Raw genomic sequence first — 18625 nt, 5'->3', positions numbered from 1 at the left:
ATTGACATCCAGGCGAGATTCCCGAGCGGTCAAAGGGGACGGACTGTAAATCCGTTGGCTAATGTCTTCGCAGGTTCGAATCCTGCTCTCGCCACCAGAATAACTGGTCGGTTGTATAGGCGGGAGTAGCTCAACTGGTAGAGTGGCAGCCTTCCAAGCTGTAGGTTGCGGGTTCGATCCCCGTCTCCCGCTCCAAAAAAACGTATGACACAAGCTCGTGAGGCTGGCGTAGCTCAGTTGGTAGAGCAGCTGATTTGTAATCAGCAGGTCACTGGTTCAAGTCCAGTCGCCAGCTCCATAAATGAATGGATTGTCGCGAGTTGTATTTTTGTGTTTTTGCTTTAATCTATGATTCATAACGAAAATATATGAAAAGGGGCGCCCACGTAGCTCAGTTGGTAGAGCACTTCCTTGGTAAGGGAGAGGTCACCGGTTCAAGTCCGGTCGCGGGCTCCATTACAGCTTAAGTGGTCTCAAGGCGTAATTTAGGTTTCTCATGGCAAAAAATCGAGTAATTTCCCATTTGGTATGCAGTGAATGTAAGGAACGTAATTATTCACAGGTCGTGGCTAAGTCGCGATCGGTGGGCTCATTGCAGGTGCGTAAGCATTGCCGGCGTTGCAAAAAACATCAAATGCACAAGGAGTCTAAGTAGTATTGTAGGCCAGTAGCTCGAATGGTAGAGCAGCAGACTCCAAATCTGATGGTTGGGGGTTCGAATCCCTCCTGGCCTGCCATGACATGCGAAGGTTTTGAAATTATGAAGAGTATGACGCAGTTTTTTAACGAAGTACGATCAGAAATGGCCAAAGTTGTTTGGCCAACATGGACAGAGCTTGTTGGATCGACAATCGTGGTACTGATTGTAGTCACGGCATTTTCTCTCTATTTGGGGTCGGTTGACTATGTTATTTCAAGGACAGCAGAAGCAGTTTTTACCCGGTATGGCATCCGGTAATCAGCTAGAATAAGGCGCAAGATAGATGAAACGGTGGTATGTAGTTCAGGTCTATGCGGGATTTGAAGAGCAGGTTAAAAAAGATTTGGAAAAGCGCATTGTCGAAGAGGGGCTTCAAGATGTGTTTGGAGAGGTTCTTATCCCTTCAGCGAAAATGAAGCGATTTTTTGACACAGAAGAAAGCAAAGACCAGCAGTTATTCCCTGGATATTTACTTGTAGAGATGGAGACATCTCCTGCTACGTTACGGGTGGTAACCATGACTCCTAAGGTCTCTCGTTTCTTGGGTGGCAAGGAGCCAATTGCGTTGAGTAAGAAGGAAATTGAAAAGATTACGTCGCAGATGAAGGGAGAGGTCATTGTATCTCCTCCCGATGTCAGCGAGTTTAATGTTGGCAGTGAGATTGAGATTGCCGATGGCCCATTCAAGGGTTTTGTTGGATTGATTGAAAAGGTGGATGTTGAGTCTGAGCGAATGACTATTATGGTCAGTATCTTTGGGCGCCTCACCCCTGTGGAAGTTCGATTTGATCAAGTTAAGCGTTAAGCAGTAAGGATAGGTTGGTACGATGGCAAAAGAGATTAAGGCAACAGTCAAAATGCTTATTCCGGGTGGTGCGGCAACTCCTGCTCCGCCGGTGGGATCTTCATTGGGGCAGCACCAAGCTAACATTATGGATTTCTGTAAGAAGTTTAATGCACAGACGGCAAGCCGTAAGGGTGAAACCGTACCTGTCATTGTAACTATTTACAAGGATCGCTCTTTCGACTTTGTGCTTAAAACGCCTCCAGCATCAGAGCTGATTAAGAAAAAGATTAATATTGCCAAGGGCTCAGCACGACCTCATGAAGAGATTGTAGGTCAAATTACTTGGGCTGATATTGAAGAGATTGCAAAAGCAAAAATGGTTGACCTGAATGCGCATGATCTTGAGCAGGCAAAGAAAATTGTCGCTGGTTCAGCACGCAGCATGGGTGTCAAAGTTGTCTAAGTAGAGAAGGCGTTACGGTTATGGCAAAGCAGGGTAAAAAATATACAAAAGCAGTAGGGTCACATAATCGTGATCTGATTTCTTCTCCACAAGAAGGATTCGCGAAAATTAAGGATTTGGCATACGCAGATTTTGATGAATCTGTTGATGTAGATGTAAACCTCGGCATCGATCCCTCTAAGGGTGATCAGGTGGTCCGAGGTGCCGTTGTTTTACCGCATGGTCGCGGCAAAGCTGTTCGAGTGATTGTGTTTGCCAAGGGTGATCATGCTGCAGAAGCAACAGAGGCAGGAGCCGACCATGTTGGAGCAGAGGATCTTGTGCAAAAGATTTCTGGCGGCTGGATGGATTTTGATTTTGCCGTAGCGACTCCAGATCTCATGGGAATGGTTGGTCAGCTCGCAAAGCTGCTTGGACCTCGCGGTCTTCTACCAAACAAAAAGGTAGGAACAGTGACCTTTAAAGTTGGTGATGTAGTTAAGGAATTAAAGCAAGGTAAGCTCTTTTTTAAGAACGATAAGAGCGGCATTGTTCATTTTTCTATCGGAAAAGTTTCCTTTGATGCGCAGCAACTTGTTGATAACTATCATGCGTTCATGAAAGCGTTGGTTGCATCCAAGCCAGCAACATCAAAAGGCAAGTTTATTAAGAATGTTACCGTTTCTTCTACGATGGGTGTCGGTGTACGACTTAACCCTGATGAAGCTGTAAAATTGTGATTGAGGTAAGAGGTACACGATGAATCGTCAAGAAAAATCAGTTGTCGTTGACTCGCTAAAACAACAGTTGCAGCAAAGTGCATCTTCATTTGTTGTTGATTATAAAGGTCTTTCAGTGCATCAGCTTGAAGCACTTCGTAAAAATCTGCGTGGACAGGGAAGTCTGTTCAAGGTTGCAAAAGCGCGTTTGATGAAGCGTGCGGTTGCTGATCTAGATGCTATGAGCGAGTTGAATCAGGTTTTTAAAGATCAAATTGGGCTTGTGTTTTCTCCAAATCAAGCTGCACAAACCGCAAAGTCGTTATACGAGTTTGCAAAAGAAAATGAAAAATTGGGAATTGTTGCTGGGTATACAGATAGTCAGTTTCTTTCCAAGCAAGATATTATTGCGCTTGCAACGCTACCTTCACGGGAAGTCTTGCTAGCAATGTTGTGTGGTGTACTGATGGCGCCGCTGTCGTCATTTGTGCGCGCGCTTGACCAGATTGCTAAAAAGCCAACTGGTGCATCAGGTGAGAATCAGTAATCAATGATAAAGGTACGTGCTATGAAAAAACTATCATTGTTCTTTGTTGTGCTTGGTGTGCTCTCAGGGGGGATTCCTGTCTATGCAAAAGAGGTTGATGTCGCTCAATCTGATGAGACCGTGGTTGTTGAAAATGAGCACTCGCTAGCAGCTCCAGTTTTTGTCGTTGGAGTATGTGCTGTTGCTGGTGTATTATTTATGACTAAGAATAAGAAGGGTCGCCGATCTAAAAGGAATTTTGACAGGTGGTCAGCTTTGACATGGAAAAGGGCTGCGCGAAAAGACCTGGGTTCAGTCGGTGAAGAGGATACGGATTGCACAGAAATGGAATTGCAAGGTGAAACATCTGTTTCACCGGTTTTTCGCCGCGGCTCACGAGGAGGGCGGCAGCACACGATGTATACGACGGCGATGGAGCAACACCGGGTAGAGAGCGATGGGCATTTGTCTGGTGGTGACGACAGCGGTGAAGACTGGGAAGAGCAAGGTCCGCAAATTCCGCTTGCTGGGAGTTTGTCTGGTGAAGGGGTAGAATAAGAGATTTTTAATTGTTAATTACTTTTTAAACTACTTGTGTGGAGAACATTATGTCGAACGGACATGAAAAACTAATCGAAGAAATTGGCAAGATGTCAGTCGTTGAGTTGGCAGGCTTAGTCAAAGAACTAGAAGAAAAGTTCGGTGTTTCAGCAGCTATGCCTATCGCTGCTGCAGCAGCTCCTGCTGCGCAAGAAGCGGCTCAGGAAGAGAAATCCGAATATAAGGTTACTCTTAAAGAAGCTGGACCTGAAAAGATCAAGAATATCAAGGCACTTCGTAGTGTAACCACATTGAGCATGATGGACGCTAAGAAGGCTATTGAAGAAGCTCCAACAGTGATTGCTGAAGCTGCTTCAAAAGAAGATGCCAAGAAAATAAAGGAAGCGCTCGAAGCAGCTGGTGCTAAAGTTGAGCTTTCATAGCATACGTACGCGTTGCTGTATTTTCTTTGGATCGAACATTCTTGAATATTATTGGGCCTTGTGAGGAGCATCCGGATGTTTTTAGTGCGCGTAGATCGAGGGGTTGTTCGAAAAAAGTTTGGGAAAATTAAGGACGTTGTTCCTGTTCCTAACCTTATTGCGATTCAATCCAAATCGTTTAATGATTTTGTACAGTTTGATTATCTTCCTAATGAACGGGAGGCGGTTGGGCTTGAGAAGGTATTGCGAGATATTTTTCCAATTGACTATGACAATAAAATGTCATTGGAATATGTCAGCTACGAACTTGGGAACTGGTCCTGTACCTGCGGGAAGTTAACCGGTATTGAAAATCGTTATACTTGGATCTGCAGTTCATGCAAAGCGTCAGAATGCTCACGTCTTGATAAAAACCTCACATGTAAGGCGTGTAAGAAAAAGACTGCAAAATATAAAACGTGTGCAAACTGTTTGTCGCGTGTTCATGTGAAGCTTCCTATGGAGCTTGATGAGTGTCGTGCGGCAGAGCAAACATTTTCTATGCCGCTCAAGATCCGTGTGCAATTGATTTCATGGGACGATGCGTCTGGTGAGAAAGTTGTACGCGACATTAAGGAACAAGATATATTCTTTGCTGATGTTCCGGTGATGGCTGACCTATATGAAGAACGCGGACGTTATAAGTTGGGCAGCCAAGGGACATTCTTAATTAACGGCGTTGATCGTGTCGTTGTGAGCCAAATCCATCGTTCTCCCGGAGTTGTGTTCTCGCAAAGCAAGAAAGCAAAAGACGTTCGTGGTAGGCCATATTATCTTGCGCGTATTATTCCAATGCGTGGTTCGTGGCTTGATTTTGAATTTGATAGCAATGAAAACTTGTATGTTCGTATCGATAAGAAGAAGAAGGTTCTTGTTACAACGTTTCTACAAGCACTTGGGATCAATCGTGACGAGATGCTTCCGTTGTTCTATGACTATGATCATATTACGTTTACAAACGGAAGTTTTCACAAGTCTATTTCTGAAAAGCTTTTGGGCATGAGAATTGAGAAGGGTATGGTTCCTGAAAAAGAATCTGCTCTTATTGGTCTTCGTATTACTAAAGATGTTCTCGAGCGCTTGGAAAAAGCAAAAATTACAAAGTTGACTTTGCCAACATCGTATCTTATTAACAAGGTGTTTGCTAAAGATGTGATTGATCCCGAAACGGGTGAGATCATTGTAGAACAGGGTCAGGTATGCTCCAAGGATCATGTTTCGTCTATGGGGGCGTACAAAAAATTATCATTTGATCTTATTGCATCGTCTGATTATGTGTTTCAACCAACCTTAGCGCTTACGCTTGCGCATGATTCCTGTCATTCGCGTGAGGATGCGTTGAAAGATCTACATGCCAAAATTTGGCCTGGGGATAATGCGTCGCTTAAGGAAATTCAAGAGCGTCTAGAAAATCTCTTATTTCTTTCACGCTTATATGATTTGACCAAGGTTGGTCGTATTAGAATGAATAGAAAGCTTGGACTTTCTATTTCTGAAACGACAACTGTGTTAACGATGGAAGATATCATTGCTACTATTCGTTACTTGGTCGGTTTGCGTGAACGCGCAGAGGGTGAGCTTGATGATATCGATCACTTAGGAAATCGTCGCATACGTTTGGTTGGTGAACTTTTAACCAATCAATTTTATACCGGATTTGCGCGAATAGAGCGCATTGTTCGTGAAAAATTCAGAATGCAAGAAGCGCATGGTGCGTTAATGCCTCAGGATTTTCTCAATGTTAAGCCGTTGAGTGCTGTGATTCGTGAATTCTTTGGCACTGGCCAATTGTCTCAGTTTATGGATCAGACAAATCCATTATCTGAGATTGCGCACAAGCGTCGTTTATCTGCGCTTGGGCCTGGCGGTGTGATGAAGGATCGTGCGACGTACGAAATTCGTGACGTGCATACGTCTCACTACGGCCGTATTTGTCCGATTGAGACGCCTGAAGGACAAACCATTGGTTTGATTTCTTCTCTTGCAACGTATGCAATGGTGAACGATCTAGGGTTTATCGAAACTCCATATCGTAAGGTTGATCACGGTAATATTCTTCATGATGTTGAATTTTTGGATGCATTCCAAGAATCAGATAAGTACATCACACAAAGTGATGCTGCTGACAACGAAGTAAAGCATATTCGTGATAAAAAAGTATTTGCTCGTCATGACGGAAACTTTATGCAGGTTGATGCTGATATGGTCGACTATATCGATCTGTCGCCAAAACAATTAGTGTCTGTTGCAACCGCATTGATTCCATTCCTTGAACATGATGACGCATCGCGTGCGCTCATGGGTTCGAACATGCAGCGTCAGGCGGTTCCGCTTATCAAGTGTGAAGTGCCTATTGTTGGTACTGGTATGGAATCAGAAATTTGTAAGGCATCAGGTGCTGTTCAAACAGCTCGTCGAGCAGGGGTTGTTGAGTACGTATCTGCTAACAAGATTATTATACGTGCTGATGTAAAAGAATTTGATAATGTTGATGACTGGATTGCATACGGCGTTGATATTTATCATCTCAGAAAATTTGAACGTTCTTCCTACGATACGTGGATTCATCAAACACCGCTTATTCAGGTAGGTGACGTGGTCAAAGCAGGAGATGTGTTGACCAATGGTTCTTCGTTGGATCGTGGAGAGCTCGCTCTCGGTACCAATCTTCTGGTTGCATTCATGCCATGGCATGGGTACAACTTTGAGGATGCTATCGTATTGAGTAAGAGCCTTGTCGCTCATGATCGTCTTACCTCTGTTCATATTGATGAATATGAAGTACAGGCGCGGGATACTAAGCTTGGCCCTGAAGAAATTACTCGTGATATTCCAAACGTCAGTGAGACAGCATTAGCTGGTCTTGATGAAGACGGTATCGTACGCATTGGTACGCGTGTTGCTCCTGGTGATATTCTTGTTGGAAAGGTAACTCTCAAGGGCGATATTCAATATTCTCCTGAAGAGAAATTACTTCGTGCTATTTTTGGTGAAAAATCTCGTGAAGTGCGAGATACTTCATTGCGTGTGCCGCCTGGGGTTGAAGGTACTGTGATCGACGTGAAGATCTTCTCTCGTAGTGGTATCCGAAAAGATAAGCGCTACCGTGAAGTTGTCGCAGAACAAACCAAGAAGATAGAAGGTGATTTTCAGGATCATTGCACTTTCTTGGAAAACATGGTGCGCGACCAACTTGTGCAAGAGCTTGTAGGTCAAAAAGCTTCAGCGCGATCATCTAAGAAGCTGATCAAAGATGGAGTATTTAATAAGACTGCCCTGGAACAGTGTGTATTCGATGAACTTACAAAATGTAAGCCGAGTTCTAAGGAGATTGGTGAACAGGTTGATCATATTGTGGATACCTTTAATAACCAACTCCGTATTTTGCATGGCTTGAAGGAAGAGCGCATCAATAATCTCAAAAAAGGTGATCCACTTCCATCAGGTGTTATCAAGATGGTCAAAGTTTATGTTGCGATGAAGCGTCCGATCTCTGTCGGTGACAAGTTGGCCGGTCGTCATGGTAACAAGGGTGTTGTCTCAACTATTGTTCCTCGTGAAGATATGCCGTATTTGGCAGATGGTACTCATGTTGACATTGTGCTCAACCCTCTTGGTGTGCCATCACGTATGAACGTTGGTCAAATCCTTGAAACAGCACTTGGATTTGCTGGTCGTACCATCGGCGAAGAAATGAAAAAGCAGATTGTTGATGCAAGCTATGATTCAGTAAAGGCATATCTTGGTCGGTATTTTGGGCAGGCATTGATTGACCAGATTGAGAAAGATCAAGGTAAGGATGGGGTTATGGATCTTGCGCGACAAACCGCACAAGACGGGGCACGTTTTGTGACACCTATTTTTGATGGTGCGCAATATAAAGGAGATATCCAGCCATTACTCAAGAGTCTTTCATTGCCTGAGTCCGGTGCACAAATCATTTATGATGGTCGTAGCGGCGAGGCATTCGATCAGCCCGTAACGGTTGGTTCGATTTATATGATGAAATTGAGCCACATGGTTGATGACAAACTTCACGCTCGTTCCGATGGACCATATTCGCTTGTTACTCAGCAGCCACTTGGTGGTAAAGCGCAAAAGGGTGGACAGCGATTTGGTGAAATGGAAGTGTGGGCACTAGAAGCATATGGTGCGGCACATACTCTTCGTGAAATGCTTACTTACAAGTCTGATGACGTTAGTGGTCGTCATAAAGTGTACGAAGCGATTATTCGCGGTGAGGATATCCCTGATCCAGGATTGCCAGAATCATTCAATGTGTTGATTAAAGAGCTTCAAAGTTTAGGTCTGCAAGTCGACTTGTTTAAGACTGGCAAGGAGGAAATCAGTGAATAAGTTTCTAGAGCGCTTCAAAGAATATATTGGCGCATCGCAGTTTAACGCTATTCGTATTGGTTTAGCTTCTCCAGAAAAGATTAAGTCGCTTTCCTATGGTGAAGTTAAGAAGATTGAAACTATCAATTATCGTACGCTGAAACCAGAACGCGACGGGCTATTCTGTGCACGTATCTTTGGTCCACAGAAAGACTGGGAGTGTAATTGCGGAAAGTATAAACGCATGAAGCACCGTGGTGTTACCTGTGAAAAGTGCGGTGTTGAAGTGATTCAATCTCGCGTTCGTCGTGAACGTATGGGGCACATAGAGCTTGTTGCTCCCGTTGCTCATATCTGGTATTTGAAAGGTATACCAAGTTATCTCAGTTTGATCTTGGATATGCCTGTAAAAGATATAGAACGTGTGATTTACTTTGATTGTTACATTGTAATTCATCAAGGTAAATCTCCATATCCACGTAAAACCTTGTTAACCAACAATGAGTATGAAACCTATGTTGAGACTCGTGAAGATGATGTTGATTTTAAGGCTGACAGTGGAGCGGAATCAATCAAGTCAATTTTGTCGATGATCGATTTAAATCTTGAGATGACGATGCTTGAAGAAGAATACAAGAAGACAGCATCTGTTGCTGCGCGTCTCAAGATCATGCGTCGTATAAAAATTTTCTCAGAGCTTTCACAAGCAAATTTGAGTCCTGACTGGATGGTGCTTTCAGTGCTTCCTGTTTTGCCGCCAGATTTGCGTCCACTGGTACCACTTGAAGGGGGGCGCTTTGCAAGCTCTGACTTGAACGAGTTATATCGTCGCGTTCTCAATAGAAACATTCGTTTACAACGTTTGTATGAAATTGAAGCTCCGGCGGTGATTATTAAAAATGAAAAGCGCATGCTGCAAGAAGCGGTTGATGCGTTAATTGATAATGGAAGACGTGGACAGCCTGTACGAGGAACGAATCGTCGTCCACTCAAATCCTTGAGTGAAATGCTTCGTGGTAAGCAGGGTCGCTTTAGACAGAACTTGCTTGGTAAGCGTGTCGACTATTCTGGCCGTTCTGTCATTGTGGTTGACCCAGAACTTCACATTGATCAGTGTGGTGTTCCCAAGTTGATGGCGCTTGAGCTCTTTAAGTCATACATTTATGCCGAGCTCTTACTTCGTGAACTTGCTCCGAATATGCGTGTTGCTAAGAAAATGGTCCAAGATGGTGAGCCAGTTGTCTGGGATGTATTGGAGGATGTAGTTCGAGATCGAACTGTGTTACTTAACCGTGCCCCAACGCTCCACCGCTTGGGTATTCAGGCATTTAGGCCAGTTTTGGTAGATGGTAAGGCTATTACGATTCACCCTCTCGTTTGCTCTGCATTCAATGCTGACTTTGACGGTGATCAGATGGCTGTACATGTACCACTAAGTAAGCAGGCCCAGCTTGAATCTGAAAAGATTATTTTATCGGCTAAGAATCTTCTGTCTCCTGCACATGGTCGACCAGTCATGGTTCCATCTCAGGACATGGTGCTTGGGCTTCACTATATAACTAAGATCCGTAATGGATCCAAAGGTGAAGGGCTTGTCTTCTCTAGTCTTGACGAACTGATTGCGGCATTCCAGCGTGGTGCCGTTGCATTGCATGCAAAAATCAAGGTTCGTGTTTCAGAGCAAGGTATGGTTGATACAACGGTTGGTCGTGCATTGCTCTATGACACTTTGCCACAGGGGGCTCCCTTCTCATGGGTTAATAAGGTTGTTCGTAAGACTGACTTGGCTAAATTGGTGGAAAATACCTATTACCAATTCGGACGTGAAGCGACCATTGTTTTCTTGGATAAGTTAAAGAAGCTTGGATTCTTCTACTCCACCCAGGGTGGTATTTCATTTAACATGGAAGATTTACTCGTTCCTGATCACAAGAATGAGATTATTGAGCGGGCAGAGCAAGAAGTCCATAAAGTTGAACGTTTATACATGGATGGTGCGATTACCAACGGTGAGCGTTACAACAAGGTGATTGGAACATGGTTCCAAGCTACTGCCGACGTTGCTAAAGATATGATGGACGATCTCTCCAGACAGAATGAGATAGCATTTGCAAATAAAGATGGCAAGATGAAGCCATTTAATCCAATCTTCATGTTTCTAGAATCTGGAGCTCGTGGTTCGCGTGACCAGATCAAACAGCTGGTTGGTATGCGTGGTCTGATGGCAAAGCCATCCGGTGAAATTATGGAAACACCTGTTCTCTCCAACTTCAAGGACGGATTAAGTGTGTTTGAATACTTTATTTCGACACACAGTGCTCGTAAGGGTCAGGCTGATACGGCATTGAAGACTGCAAACTCGGGATATCTGACCCGTCGTTTGGTGGATGTTGCGCAGGACGTTGTAATAACCTCCAAGGATTGTAAGACGCTTGGATATGTTGAAATTGAAGATCTCAAGGAATCAGGGGAGGTCCTTTATCCTCTTGCATTGAGATTGTATGGTCGTGTGCTTGCGGCAGATGTTCGTGATTCTGTCACAGGAGATCTTCTCTTTAAACAAGGTCATCTGATGACACGTGAAGATGTTGAAGTGATGAAGGAATCTTCAGTATCTAAGGTGCTGGTACGATCAGTACTTAGCTGTCAGGCAAAGCGTGGTGTATGTGCGCATTGTTATGGTATGGACTTGTCAACTGGTGATCTCGTGGATGTTGGTGCAACGGTTGGTATTATTGCGGCACAATCTATTGGTGAGCCAGGAACGCAGTTAACCATGAGAACATTCCACGTTGGTGGTATTGCGAGTGGTATGGCTGAGCGTTCATCGATCGAAGCCAAAGGGGCCGGAATCATCGAATTACGTCGTGCACGTACGGTGAAAAATCGTGAAGGCAAAAATGTCATTATGAGCCGTAAGGCAAGTGTTGCTATTATTTCTAAAGATGGTCGTGAATTACAGGAATACGGCGTCGAATATGGTTCCACCTTGTTTGTACATGATAAACAAGAAGTTAAGGAAAATACCAAGATCGCAGAATGGGATGCTCACAATAAGGTGATTATCACGGAACATTCTGGAACGATCAAATACGTTGATTTAGTTGATAATGTAACTGTTCAGGATAAACAGGATGAGGGATCCAAAACGATTAGCAAGATTGTCCTTGACCATAAGGGTGATACCTATCAGCCAGCACTGAGCGTTCTGGATGAATATGGCCAAACGATTGCGCATTATTATCTCCCAACGGGTGCATACCTCGTTGCAGAAGACGGTAGCAAGGTCCATGTTGGTGATACCCTAGTAAAGATGCCTCGTGAACAGTCTAGAACGAAGGACGTGACCGGTAGTTTGCCTCGTATTGCAGAGCTTTTTGAAGCTCGCGTTCCGAAGGAACCTGCAATGCTTTCTGATATTGATGGTGAAGTTGTCTTTGGCGGTATGCATCGTGGCATGAGAAAGATCTCGGTTGTCTCCGGTGCCGAAACCTATGACTATCTCATTCCTCGTGGCAAGCAGCTAAACGTAGTTAATGGTGATCGCGTAAGTGCAGGTGACCAATTGACGGTTGGACAGCCAGTGCTTCATGATATATTGCGTATTCTTGGTCCAGATAAGGTTCAGAAGTATCTTGTGAACCAGATTCAGGCAATTTACAGCCTCCAGGGCATCAATATTAACGATCGTCATGTTGAGTTGATTGTTCGCCAGATGCTCCGTAAGGTCAGGGTTGTTGATGCAGGTGATACCGACTTCTTGATCGGTGATAGGGTGGATAAGATTCACTTTAAGACTGTAAATGCACTCTTGAAGGCTGAGGGCAAACGACCTGCAACGGCAAAACCAATGTTGATGGGTATTACGATGGCATCCTTGGGTACGGAAAGCTTCTTCTCAGCGGCATCCTTCCAGGAAACTACTCGTATTTTGGCCTCGGCAGCAGTAGCTGGGCAGGTAGATTATCTCTACGGCTTAAAAGAAAACATTATTATTGGTAAGATGATACCAGCGGGTACCGGCATTGATAGCTTCAGGAAGAAGTTTCTCGGTGACGATACTCCTGAGCTCGAGCAGAAGGCCATTGAGGCTGAGGCTAGAGAGCGGGAGATCATAGATCGCCAAGAGCCGTCAGTATCTGATTAGCGTAGAGATGATTGGAGGCGCGTAGCTCAGTGGTAGAGCACTGCTTTGACGTAGCAGGGGTCAGCGGTTCAATCCCGCTCGCGCCTACCAGAAGAATGGAAGATAAGGAATTAGGTGATAATTGTATAGGATGGAAATGCCATGTTAAGCAAAGAGAATACCGCACAGGATGCACTTCTTGGTAAAGTAAAGAAGCACGATGATGACACCGGTTCAGTCGAGGTACAAGTGATTCGTTTGAGCCATGAAATTGATCGCTTAACGGAGCATTTTAAATTGTTTCCTAAAGATTACGATTCCAAGCGTGGTCTTCTCCAAAAAGTTGCTCGTCGTAAGAGATTTCTCGGCTACTTGCAAAAAAAGGATAGAAAGTTATTTGATAAATTAGTACAAGAGTTGGGTATTAGACAAAAAGCTCTGTAACTCGCTCTGAGCGTTATATAGGTTTATAAGAATGAAAGATAGAAAATTTGAATTAAAGGAGCTTGGTCTTGAAGTTGAGATTGGTAAGTTTGCCAATCAAGCTGATGGGGCTGCCTGGGTAAAACAAGGTGGCACGGTTGTTTTAGCAACAGCAACTTCTGCAAAAGCTCAAGAGTTTCCAGGATTTTTACCGCTTACCGTTGATTATCGTGAGTATTTTTCATCGGCAGGAAAAATACCTGGAGGTTATTTTAAACGTGAAGGTAAATTTACCGATAAAGAAGTCTTGACCGGTCGTTTGATTGATCGTGCAATTCGTCCTTTATTTCCGGAAGATTACTTTAATAGTGTCCAGGTTTTGAATACGGTCTACTCAGCCGATAAAGAAAATCCACCGACAGTCCTTGCATTTCTTGCTACATCGATTGCATTGACCATCTCTAAGATTCCTCTCTTGGAGCCGGTTGGTCTTGTAGAAATGGCCCGGGTTGATGGTAAGTGGGTTCAACGCCCAACATACGACCAATCTTTGATTGCTGATTCCAAGATTTTGATTGCAGGAACCAAAGATGGGTTATGCATGGTAGAAGGGAATATGCACGAAATCTCAGAATCTGATCTTGTGGATCTTTTCTTTGAAGCCCATGAGGTAATACAAAAACAGATCTCATGGCAAGAAGAAATCAGGAAAGCTGTTGGTGTTGAGAAAGAACAAGCAGAGAACGGTTTCGACTGGAATGTGTGGACAAAGAAAGCACAAGATTTTATTACACCAGCACGAGCGCATGGTGCGTTTATTGCTGACAAAATTGAACGTGGAGAGTATATCTCTCAATTGAAAGATGAATTCTTAATAGAACATAAAGTAGCAGTTGAGGGTGCAGAAATATCCAAAAAAGTGCTTGAAAATGTGTTCGAAAAAGCTCTAAGTAAGGCCCTGACAGATGCGATGTTTGAAAAGAAGCAGCGTCTTGATGGTCGTGACTTTGAAGCGGTTCGTAAGATCTCTGTAGAAGTTGGATTACTTCCAGCGACCCATGGATCTGCATTGTTTACCCGTGGTCGTACCCAAGCATTAGTAACAGCTACGCTTGGTAGTGGCCAAGATGAACAGCGCGTAGAAGAATTGATGGGTGATACGGTGGAACGTAATTTTATGCTCCATTACAATTTCCCTCCCTTTTCGGTTGGAGAAGTTCGCCCACAACGTGGTCCGGGCCGTCGTGAAATTGGTCACGGATTTTTGGCCGCGTCTGCACTCAAGGCAGTTTTGCCTTCAGAAGAAGAATTCCCGTATACCATTCGCTTGGTCGCCGATATGTTGGAGTCGGATGGCTCAACATCCATGGCAACCACCTGTGGTTCTACCATGGCGTTAATGCACGCCGGTGTTCCTATCAGGGCAATGGTCAGTGGGATAGCGATGGGACTTCTTCGAAGCCCTAAGGGTGATTTCCAAGCATTGACTGATATTGCTGGTATTGAAGATGCATTTGGATTGATGGATTTTAAGGTAACAGGTACCGACGCTGGTATTACTGCTATCCAAATGGATATCAAGTATAAAGGTGGATTGCCCCGTGAAGTTTTTGAGCGTGCTTTAGCACAGGCAAAACGTGGCCGTGAGCATATCCTTGGTGAGATGCGTAAGGTCATGACTAAGCCGAATCCGGAACTTTCTGACATGGTGCCAAAGGTGGTTTCATTCAAGATTCCAACTGATAAGATTGGTGCTGTGATTGGTAAAGGCGGTTCGGTGATTCGTGACATCATCGAAAAGACATCATGTTCGGTGGATATCGAAGACGATGGTACGGTGAAGATTTTTGGTCAGCCAGGCCTAAAACTTGATCAAGCAGTCAGCTGGGTTAAGATTCTTGGTGGCATCATTGAGGTTGGGCGGCATTACCCTGGTATCATTAAGCGATTTGCTGATTTTGGTATCTTTGTTGAGTTAGCTCCTGGCCAAGATGGCTTAGTACATATTTCCACGATTCCTCGTCATAAGCAGCAAGATATCTTTAAGACGTTACAACCTGAAGACGCTGTGACGGTTGAGGTCTTGGATTATGATGAAGTTTCAGGACGTATCAGGTTAAAACTGGTTGAATAATGTTTCATAGTGTTGCGAGAGCTGATGGCAGAGCATGCGATCAGCTCCGACCTCTTTCCATTAGGTACGGTGTCTATACGTATGCCGATGGTTCCGTTTTGTACCAGCTTGGGGGTACCAAAATTTTGTGTTCTGCTAAGCTCCAAACATCCGTTCCTCCGTTTCTCAAAGGCAAAAATCAAGGATGGGTAACTGCTGAATATGCTATGCTGCCAGCAGCAACGCCAGTGCGTACACAGCGTGATTCTAGTGCAATGAAGCGAAATGGCCGCTCTGTGGAAATTTCGCGAATTATTGGGAGAGCATTACGGTCTGTCGTGAGACTTGATCTTCTTGGAGAGCGGACATTTTTTATTGATTGTGATGTGATGCAAGCTGATGGTGGTACGCGTACAGCAAGCATTACAGGTGCATATCTAGCACTGCGACATGCTGTCACTAATTTGGTTGCTAAGGGTGCATTGGAAGAGAATGTATTGAAGGATGATATCGCCGCAATCTCGGTTGGAGTATCAGGTGCTACTTGTTATCTCGATTTAGATTGTTGTGAAGATATGGCGCTTAGCGCTGATTTTAATTTTGTGTTGACGCGATCTGGTGATGTGATTGAGATTCAGGGAACATCAGAGTCAAAGCCAATCTCTTGGGAGCACTTCGATGCCATGCGTATTTTGGCCATTAAGGGCGTACGTGATATCTTTGCATACGTCGATATGAATTCAGATGCTAAAGAATTATCCGCTATCAAAGAAGTTCACAATGAATGTACTGGTACAAAAACTCAATCAACCATCCGCGAGTGACGCATCGGTCCTTGTTCTTTCTTCTGAACAATATTGCCCCGTTTTTGTTAGTCTTATGTTGAGACATTGGAAAAGGATCAGTGGGCATCAGGTTCAACGTCTTGATCTTGAATCTGCCGAAACGGCTTCTATCATTTCGAAATTGGATATGAGTTTCCTGGGACAAACGATTGTCTACTGGTGTGGATCACTGGATGCGCTTGATGCTAAAAAGAGAATGTTTTGGCAGAAGTACTTTGCATTGTATACCGGTCCGCATATTGTGATATGTTTTACGAAGGATGCTCAGGAATTAAATGCATCCCAATCTGTGGAAGCGTTCTTGTTTCCAGAATCAGTTACGATGCAAGATTATGACCAGCTTCGGGCATGGCTCTATCCCAATTCTCGAGAAAACAAGACGTTTACAGGCCGGTTGTTTCGGATTAGTGGTACACTTGTGCTTGACCAGGCGTGTATCATGATGCAGTATCAAGCGGTGGTAGGCTCAAAATCATCTGATTTTTTTGAACAGTGGCTCGAAAAAATTCTCATACCAGATCACTCATTATTTCGGTTGAGTGAATATTTCTTCGGGAAAAATAAGCAACAATTTTTAGCGATGTGGCAGGATGTGTCACATGAGTTTCCAGATCAGTTTTGGATAGCATTCTGGAGTGAGCAGCTCTGGCGTGCATCATGCTATGTCTTTCTCCAACAACAAAAGAATAATGCCGACGCCAAAAAGATAGCCCATCGCTTACCCTTCTCGTTTATTAATAAGGACTGGCGTCGTCATACTTATGAACATCTTAAAGACGCGCATGCACAATTAGTTGATGCCGATTTTCAGTTAAAATACGGTGGTACATCAGCGCAACTGGATCGTTTTTATCTTGAGTTCTTTAAGATGTCACAATGATACCACCATAATGTGATGCTGAATGTGTGCGTGCCATATTACAGATTTATGATTCGTCAAATGTTTTGAGTGCAATTGGCAGAGTCTTAATAACTTGATTACCAGCTAAAGGAAGACCTAAAAGGATCGCACTAATAATTTCTTCCCTCGTAGCGCCAGTTTTTTTTGCTTCAACCACATGAAATGGTATACCACTTTCCAAGTTCAAAACAGCAAGAAGAGACACATATGCCAAAGCTGTCGTTTTAGGATCAAGGGCATTTGCTTGACTTAGTTCTTGGACCAATTTCATCCATGCATCTGAGTAGGCGGGAGCTTCTGTTTTGAATATCATAAAAGAACTGCTTATCTTTGTATTATCCATAAGTGCAGACCGTTCCAATTTAGCCAAGTTCATTTGCCAGTTTTTGTGATAATAATTCTGCAATAGTAGATGCCCTTTCTGCGTTTGGTGCTTCGGCCATAACGCGAATAATAGGCTCTGTACCTGAGTAGCGCACAAGAATTCTGCCTGTGCCAAGTTCAGTTTCACTGGTAGCAATAAGATCTGCAAGTGGTTGATTGGTTAAATCGCGTCTTGTTTTAATGGGAACGTTGATAAGCACTTGCGGGAACTTTGTGAAAGTAACCATATCCCAATTGTTGGTATGATGCATCGCATCCAGAATACGTAATGCTGCAGCAATGCCATCACTCATTGCAAGATAGTCTTGCAAAATAATATGGCCAGAGGGTTCACCACCTAGTAGATATTTATGTGGAAGCATTTCGGCTAGGATATGTTTTTCTCCAACAGCTGCGCGAACAAGTTGTGTATTGTGTTTTTTTAGGTGTTCTTCGAGGCCCTGATTGGTCATAACTGTTCCTACAATTGTGGTTTCTTGAGTATATGTAGGATGCATTGCCAAAAGCGCAAGAATATCATCACCATCTTTTTTGTTGCCAAAACGATCGATGGCAATGACGCGATCGCCATCTCCATCAAATGCAAATCCTACATCGGCCTTGTTGCGAATAACTGCTTGTTGTAGCCCTTGTGGATGTACGGCTCCGCAGTTTGCGTTGATATTAGTTCCGTTTGGCTCATTGTTGAGAGCAATGACTCGAGCTCCGCATGCAGTGAAGATATACGGTGCGATAAGCGATGTTGCACCATGGGCGCAATCAAGAACAATTGTTTTTCCTGTGAGCGTTGGTGAGCAATACTTCAGAATATCATCAATGTACTGTTTTTGTGCACCACGATATGTGGTTATTGTACCAAATGAATCATACGCTGGTGGTATAGCATTATAAAATAGATCGGTAATGGTTTGTTCGTCTTCGTGAGTTAACTTACCTGTTGTGAGATCAAAAATCTTTATTCCGTTATCATCATATGGATTATGTGAGGCTGAAATGACTATGCCGAGTTTAAATTTTTTGCTTGTTCGTAAGTTTTTAAAGACTGCCGGTGTTGGGAGAATATCTGCATCATAGAGTGAAATTTGATGGAGTAAGAGTCCACTTTGAAGCGCTGCCTTAACCCATGCACATGATTTTCGAGTGTCGTATCCTAGGAGTACTGGTATTTGCGGTCCGTATTTTTGTGTAATCCAGAGACCAAGGGCGTTGCCAAATTCAGCAAGTGCGTCCCTGGTGAATGGATGATATCCGACTTTATTTCTAATTCCATCAGTGCCAAATAACGTATTCACTTTTTCCTTA

General features: G+C 43.8%; 16 protein-coding genes and 6 tRNA genes. 20 read left to right on the top strand and 2 right to left on the bottom strand.

Features of this window, described 5'->3' with window-relative positions:
• Window positions 1-11: 11 nt before the first annotated feature.
• The 20 genes from JW872_00395 (at window position 12) to JW872_00300 (ending at window position 16918) form a co-directional block, all read left to right on the top strand.
• Window positions 12-97 (top strand) — tRNA-Tyr (locus JW872_00395).
• A 22-nt stretch (window positions 98-119) separates the two neighbouring features.
• Window positions 120-195 (top strand) — tRNA-Gly (locus tag JW872_00390).
• A 27-nt stretch (window positions 196-222) separates the two neighbouring features.
• Window positions 223-298: transfer RNA gene (locus tag JW872_00385), tRNA-Thr, on the top strand.
• A gap of 82 nt (window positions 299-380) precedes the next feature.
• Window positions 381-456, top strand: a tRNA-Thr gene (locus JW872_00380).
• 40 nt (window positions 457-496) lie between these two features.
• Window positions 497-655 (top strand): 50S ribosomal protein L33, encoded by a 159-nt coding sequence (gene rpmG / locus JW872_00375; GenBank protein MBN1549101.1) that lies wholly within the window; start codon window positions 497-499, stop codon window positions 653-655.
• A gap of 6 nt (window positions 656-661) precedes the next feature.
• Window positions 662-737, top strand: a tRNA-Trp gene (locus JW872_00370).
• Between the two features lie 23 nt (window positions 738-760).
• Window positions 761-958: a preprotein translocase subunit SecE gene (gene secE, locus JW872_00365; GenBank protein ID MBN1549100.1), complete on the top strand. Its 198-nt coding sequence runs from the start codon at window positions 761-763 to the stop codon at window positions 956-958.
• Window positions 959-983: 25 nt separating this feature from the next.
• On the top strand, window positions 984-1505 hold the full coding sequence (gene nusG / locus JW872_00360; protein ID MBN1549099.1) for a transcription termination/antitermination factor NusG: 522 nt from the start codon (window positions 984-986) through the stop codon (window positions 1503-1505).
• Window positions 1506-1527: 22 nt separating this feature from the next.
• Complete coding sequence (rplK, locus tag JW872_00355; protein ID MBN1549098.1) at window positions 1528-1950, top strand: 50S ribosomal protein L11; 423 nt, start codon at window positions 1528-1530, stop codon at window positions 1948-1950.
• A gap of 20 nt (window positions 1951-1970) precedes the next feature.
• Complete coding sequence (locus tag JW872_00350) at window positions 1971-2669, top strand: 50S ribosomal protein L1 (protein MBN1549097.1); 699 nt, start codon at window positions 1971-1973, stop codon at window positions 2667-2669.
• Between the two features lie 19 nt (window positions 2670-2688).
• On the top strand, window positions 2689-3195 hold the full coding sequence (locus JW872_00345; protein MBN1549096.1) for a 50S ribosomal protein L10: 507 nt from the start codon (window positions 2689-2691) through the stop codon (window positions 3193-3195).
• A 21-nt stretch (window positions 3196-3216) separates the two neighbouring features.
• The gene (locus JW872_00340) at window positions 3217-3732 is read left to right on the top strand and encodes a hypothetical protein (GenBank protein ID MBN1549095.1); all 516 of its coding nucleotides are present in this window, start codon (window positions 3217-3219) and stop codon (window positions 3730-3732) included.
• A gap of 50 nt (window positions 3733-3782) precedes the next feature.
• Window positions 3783-4157 (top strand): 50S ribosomal protein L7/L12, encoded by a 375-nt coding sequence (rplL, locus tag JW872_00335; protein MBN1549094.1) that lies wholly within the window; start codon window positions 3783-3785, stop codon window positions 4155-4157.
• A 75-nt stretch (window positions 4158-4232) separates the two neighbouring features.
• Window positions 4233-8552 (top strand): DNA-directed RNA polymerase subunit beta, encoded by a 4320-nt coding sequence (gene rpoB, locus JW872_00330; GenBank protein MBN1549093.1) that lies wholly within the window; start codon window positions 4233-4235, stop codon window positions 8550-8552.
• Window positions 8545-12678, top strand: coding sequence for a DNA-directed RNA polymerase subunit beta' (rpoC, locus tag JW872_00325; GenBank protein MBN1549092.1), 4134 nt, complete (start codon window positions 8545-8547; stop codon window positions 12676-12678). Before rpoB ends, rpoC begins: the two co-directional genes overlap by 8 nt.
• Window positions 12679-12693: 15 nt before the next feature.
• A tRNA-Val gene (locus JW872_00320) sits at window positions 12694-12768 on the top strand.
• A 51-nt stretch (window positions 12769-12819) separates the two neighbouring features.
• On the top strand, window positions 12820-13101 hold the full coding sequence (rpsO, locus tag JW872_00315) for a 30S ribosomal protein S15 (GenBank protein MBN1549091.1): 282 nt from the start codon (window positions 12820-12822) through the stop codon (window positions 13099-13101).
• Between the two features lie 31 nt (window positions 13102-13132).
• Complete coding sequence (gene pnp / locus JW872_00310; GenBank protein ID MBN1549090.1) at window positions 13133-15214, top strand: polyribonucleotide nucleotidyltransferase; 2082 nt, start codon at window positions 13133-13135, stop codon at window positions 15212-15214.
• On the top strand, window positions 15214-16017 hold the full coding sequence (gene rph, locus JW872_00305) for a ribonuclease PH (GenBank protein MBN1549089.1): 804 nt from the start codon (window positions 15214-15216) through the stop codon (window positions 16015-16017). The genes pnp and rph overlap by 1 nt, the downstream gene beginning before the upstream one ends.
• On the top strand, window positions 15974-16918 hold the full coding sequence (locus JW872_00300) for a hypothetical protein (GenBank protein ID MBN1549088.1): 945 nt from the start codon (window positions 15974-15976) through the stop codon (window positions 16916-16918). The genes rph and JW872_00300 overlap by 44 nt, the downstream gene beginning before the upstream one ends.
• Window positions 16919-16964: 46 nt before the next feature.
• On the opposite strand, the gene JW872_00295 is transcribed toward JW872_00300, so the two are convergent.
• Both JW872_00295 and JW872_00290 read right to left on the bottom strand, forming a co-directional pair.
• Window positions 16965-17282: a carboxymuconolactone decarboxylase family protein gene (locus tag JW872_00295; GenBank protein MBN1549087.1), complete on the bottom strand. Its 318-nt coding sequence runs from the start codon at window positions 17280-17282 to the stop codon at window positions 16965-16967.
• A gap of 19 nt (window positions 17283-17301) precedes the next feature.
• Complete coding sequence (locus tag JW872_00290) at window positions 17302-18615, bottom strand: hypothetical protein (protein ID MBN1549086.1); 1314 nt, start codon at window positions 18613-18615, stop codon at window positions 17302-17304.
• Window positions 18616-18625 lie beyond the last annotated feature (10 nt).

The sequence above is a fragment of the Candidatus Babeliales bacterium genome, assembly GCA_016929235.1.
Taxonomy (GTDB): Bacteria; Babelota; Babeliae; order Babelales; family JABCYS01; genus JAFGJD01.
This window is presented reverse-complemented; position numbering and strand designations above follow the sequence as displayed.